Annotated in this window: 4 protein-coding genes; 1 reads left to right on the forward strand and 3 read right to left on the reverse strand. The window is 25.6% G+C overall.

All coding sequences use genetic code 11. The annotated features are described in order from the left end of the window. Nucleotides 1–466: 466 nt before the first annotated feature. Nucleotides 467–718 (reverse strand): hypothetical protein, encoded by a 252-nt coding sequence (locus tag MBORA_RS08250; protein WP_042694651.1) that lies wholly within the window; start codon nucleotides 716–718, stop codon nucleotides 467–469. A gap of 1,070 nt (nucleotides 719–1,788) precedes the next feature. Here MBORA_RS08250 and MBORA_RS08255 point away from each other — a divergent pair. Further along, complete coding sequence (locus tag MBORA_RS08255) at nucleotides 1,789–2,061, forward strand: hypothetical protein (RefSeq protein WP_042694649.1); 273 nt, start codon at nucleotides 1,789–1,791, stop codon at nucleotides 2,059–2,061. Nucleotides 2,062–2,567: 506 nt separating this feature from the next. Here MBORA_RS08255 and MBORA_RS08260 read toward each other — a convergent pair. Both MBORA_RS08260 and mch read right to left on the reverse strand, forming a co-directional pair. Next, nucleotides 2,568–3,371 carry a DUF4013 domain-containing protein gene (locus MBORA_RS08260; protein ID WP_042694647.1) on the reverse strand — a complete coding sequence of 268 codons (804 nt, stop codon included), beginning with the start codon at nucleotides 3,369–3,371 and terminating at the stop codon, nucleotides 2,568–2,570. Between the two features lie 100 nt (nucleotides 3,372–3,471). Continuing rightward, nucleotides 3,472–4,443, reverse strand: coding sequence for a methenyltetrahydromethanopterin cyclohydrolase (mch, locus tag MBORA_RS08265; RefSeq protein ID WP_042694646.1), 972 nt, complete (start codon nucleotides 4,441–4,443; stop codon nucleotides 3,472–3,474). Nucleotides 4,444–4,656 lie beyond the last annotated feature (213 nt).

The following is a 4,656-nucleotide window of genomic DNA, read 5'->3' on the forward strand; positions in this document are numbered from 1 at the left end:
TTTATCAATTCATTATGCTTATTATCTGTTTTACATGCGTTTTCATATTTTTTGAAAAATTTTTTTGTCTGCTTTTTAAAGCCAAAATCCAAAAGACTTTTATGCTCTGAAAACCTAAGTATACTTGGAGAATGTGTGTTTTTTTGATTCATAATAATATATATTCTCCATTTAACTATAAATAACTTATTAATAGTTATTTTTAAAAAATACTCAGTAATATTTCAAGTATAAAAAAATAAAAAGAATTATATACTAAAACAAGAAAAACACGAATTTTAACATCATAAAAAACAAAGTCGATGTGAAATTTCAAGTGTAAAATATAGGATTTCAACAAAGTCGAAAAATAAAAAAATAAAAAAATAAAAAAAGACTGGAAAAAGGACTTTGTAAAAATAAACACTAAATATCAACAAAAGTCCTAACAAATTGACAGTCCCTAAAAATAGATATTCGGGATTTGTCATTTTGTTAGTTGGGATTTTATTTTTTTCATCCAGCCATTTTTTCTGTTGGATATTTGATTAAATACTCCATTTTTAGTTCTATATCGTTTTTTCTCAGCTTTTGGTAGTGTTGCGTGGAAGTACATTTCAGAATTATTGTTAGTTCTTGTTAATTTTCCTTTAAATTCCTCCTTAAGGAACCATGGGAATTTTTTGTATTCTGGGAAAAAATCTTTTATTAAGTAATTTTTTAAAACTTCGGCACTCATATAAAGTTAAGATTTTTTATTCATGTTTTTATCTATTGAATAATTCTTTATGAGACTGTTCAATAAATATTTTCTTCTAATTTTTATTTTTTTATTAATTTTCTTTTGATTAAAGATTTATTTTAATTGTAATTATTTAAAAGTAGCTAATTATAAATATGTGATAATTGTTTTAGTTGTAGAAGATTGGTTAATTGGATTAATAATAATATGATGAATCTGTTAATTATATTTTGAATGATAAGAAACCTTAAAAATCAACGATTAGTGTGTTTTTAAAAGAAAAATTACTAACCAACCAAAGATTAGTACTAAAACACGATAAACGAATAAAAGATTCCGAATGACACACAGGAGACAGCAACTCAAGATTCCAATCCAACAACAGAAAAGCCTAAAAAAAATAAAATAAAATTTTACAAAATATGCTTAACTTTACATGAGTGCTAAAGGCTCTTTCAAAAACTTTGTTGATTTGAAATTTTTTGATAAAAGTTAGTTTTGAATTTATAATTCCGCTTAAAAATAGTTAAATTTAATAAAAAGTTGGAGTAAAAGTTTTTATTATGCAAAACCAAAAAATAAGTACTCCAAATAGTATTTTAGATGTTAAACAATATATATTTTGCGATTCTGATGATAGATTTGTCCTTTCTGACCCTTGTTTTGTGAAAATTTTTAAATCCTGTCAAAAGGCTCTGAAATCTTTTGATTTAAGTTTTTAAAAAGGATGTTCCTTATTTTAAAATGAGTTTAGCTAGATGTCCTCATTGTGGAACTCGTCATGTTGTTAAATATGGTTTTTACAAAAAGAACTTTAGTATTTAAAGAAATTGGTAAAACTATGGTGAAGGTTCAGCGTTATATCTGCAAACGTTGTGGTAAAACATTTTAAACTGATTTAACGAGTCTTGTTAATAAAAATAGCAATTTTACGAACGAATTGAAAAGTGAATCTGAACATTTAATTTCAGATTATCTGGAAAGTTTGAAAAATGTTTGTAAATCCTTTAAAAAGTTTTTTAGAATAAATGTTTCACACCAAACAATTGAAAATTGGCTTTTTGTTAATGAAAACATTTTTAGAATTTGATTTAGGACGTTGCTCGGGTTATTATGTCTTTGATGTAGAATGGATGAAAATCAATGGAAAATGGAAATATCGCCACACATTACTTGATTCTATTTCAAATTGTATTGTAGCTGATGCAATTTACGATACTGATGATGAAACGACTGTTGAAAAGTTTTTAAGAGAATCTACCGCAAATAAAAATAAAATTGCAATCACAACAGATTTAGATAAAAAAATCTTCCTCGATTATACCAAAACTAGGTTTTAAACACCAATTATGTATTTTTCATACTAAAAAAAGCTTAAATAAATAATTAAAAAATTTTAAAGACAATAACTGTCTTTCAGACAAAGAATATAAAGAATGTCACAAACAACTAAAAACAATCAAAGATTTATTCGATTTAAATGACTATGATGAATTTAAAAATGAAGTAAAATCATTAATTTATCGTAAAGATGAGTTTCATCCAGTTATTTATCAAATAATTAGAAAATCAATAGTACCAAGATATAAAAGCTTCATTTATCACTTAAAAGATAAAAATTGAAAAATCAAGTAACGAAATTGAAAATGCTTTCCAAAAAAACAATGCCAAAATCAAGAAAACGAACATTCAAGACCAAAAGAGGAGTTTTAAAACGAATATATCGCAGAAATTTAATTTGGAACCAAAATCGAAAAAACGATTTTGAAAATCAACAAAGTTTTTGAAAGAGCCATGCTGAAAAAGGAAAAAAGATTTTAAATTTAAAAAAAATAAAAATAAAAATTTAAGCATTTTTATATACTAAACCTAATGACCTGTAACATATAATATAAAGTAATGTATATCCAACTAAATAAGATAAAATAACTCCAATATAAGGTATCATATTAAGAATTCCAATTATAAATCCAATAACAAATGCTATAATAATTAAAACAATAATCCACCCTATAATTCTACCAATACCAATAGTTTTAATATCATCAAATACTTTTCCAATACTTAATCCTTCACTTAAACTTTTATATTTAGCAAATCTAGCAAATCCAATAGTTGAAAAAATACTGAATATAATAAATAAAATAATTCCAACAATAATAGTAATGACCATTGAGATAAACAAAGTTTCAAAAGTAGTTTGAGGAACATTAGTTAAAATATATGCTTGTAAATCAGTAGTATTACTAGCAAAACCTTCCATAGCTATTGAATAAATTTTTAAAGAAGAATCAAAAACACCAGTTAAAATAGCTACTAATATAGTGATAATAAAAGGAATAATGTAATAAACAATAGTTAAAATAATTGCTTTTATACCTTCAACAATATTACTACCAAAATCCAAATCAGGCATTTCATCAATATTATTTATAGTGTCTCTAACCATACTTACAAGATATCCTAAAAATACAAATGAGAATATTAAACTAATAATAGAACTAATAATAACAATATAATTCTCAATTGCCCAATTAGAAAAAATAATTTGTAAATTAGCTAATACAACTATTACGCCAAAAATTAAAAATTTCTGATAATCAGAAATTGCATATCTAAAAGAATCTCCCAACATTTCACTTATATTCATGATTAATCACCTTTTAATTTAAAGATAATAACATATTTAATAAAACTAGTATTTAAAATTAATTCAAATTGTTTTTAAAAAAAGAATAAATGATGAATAGTTATTCATCAAGGCCAAATGATTTTTTAAGTAAATCAACATTTACGAATCCTTCTTTATATATTTTACCACTAGTTAGATCATTAATAACAACTTCCGCAGGAGCAAACATTCCTTTATCTATTTTATAAAAATCAAATTCAGCTTCTTTAAATACATCAAAGAATGGTTTTCCATATCCATCAGCAGCAGAAGATGGTAATTTAGCTGCAATATCAGCAATATCATCAGATTCATCAGATTCAACATAGTAATAAGTTCTTCCACCAAATAATACTGCATCATTAGTTTTACCCATTGCTTTTAATCCATCTGGATCAATAGGCGCAATAGGCGCAATACCTGCAGCATGTTTTACTTTAGTTACATCAAATTTAATAGCCTCTAACATTTTATAAGTTCCGTTCTCAACAACTCTTCCAGAAATTTGAATAGAACCAACAAGAGAAGAAGTAGGAGCCACAAGTAAATATACATTTTTAACATCAACATTACATTCATCAGCAATGTATTGGGCAACATCACCCCCAGGCAATACATCTGCTTCTAAAGTTAAAATAGCCAAATCAGCTTCACTATCTTCATAATTAATTTCTTCATAAGTTTCTGCTGGTTTTTTAGTTATTGCTCTTGCAGGACCTGATCCTAATGCAAAGAAATCTCCAACAGATACAGACCAACCTGCTTTTTGAGAACCTAAAGTTGAAATAGAAGGTGAATCAGTTTTAATTTTTACAGAAGGAAGAGCAAATTTTTCAGATAAATCACCTGGAATTGAAATTCCAACATCAGCAAGACCACCAAGACAGACTTTAGTATAAAGTTCACCTGCTTTAAAACTTCCATCTACATTAACACCACAGTCAAGAACAGTAGCACCATTAGCTAATGTTACAATATCAATATTTAATTCATCTGCTTTTTCAATCATTACATCTACGGTTTTTTTAGCTTCTAAGTTTACACTTACCATAGTTTAACCTCATAAAATATTAACTTAAAAATTAAGTTATCAGGTAAAATTTTATTATTATTATTATTTATATTTGCCTAAATGCAGGGACTGTCAATTTGTTAGGACTTTTTTTTGGTTTTCTATCCAACCATTTTTTCTTGCCATGATGTAGTTAAATATTCCTTCTGGTGTTCTATAAATTCTTTTTGTGTGTTTATCTAGTGTATTTCC

Source organism: Methanobrevibacter oralis, assembly GCF_001639275.1.
Classification (GTDB): domain Archaea; phylum Methanobacteriota; class Methanobacteria; order Methanobacteriales; family Methanobacteriaceae; genus Methanocatella; species Methanocatella oralis.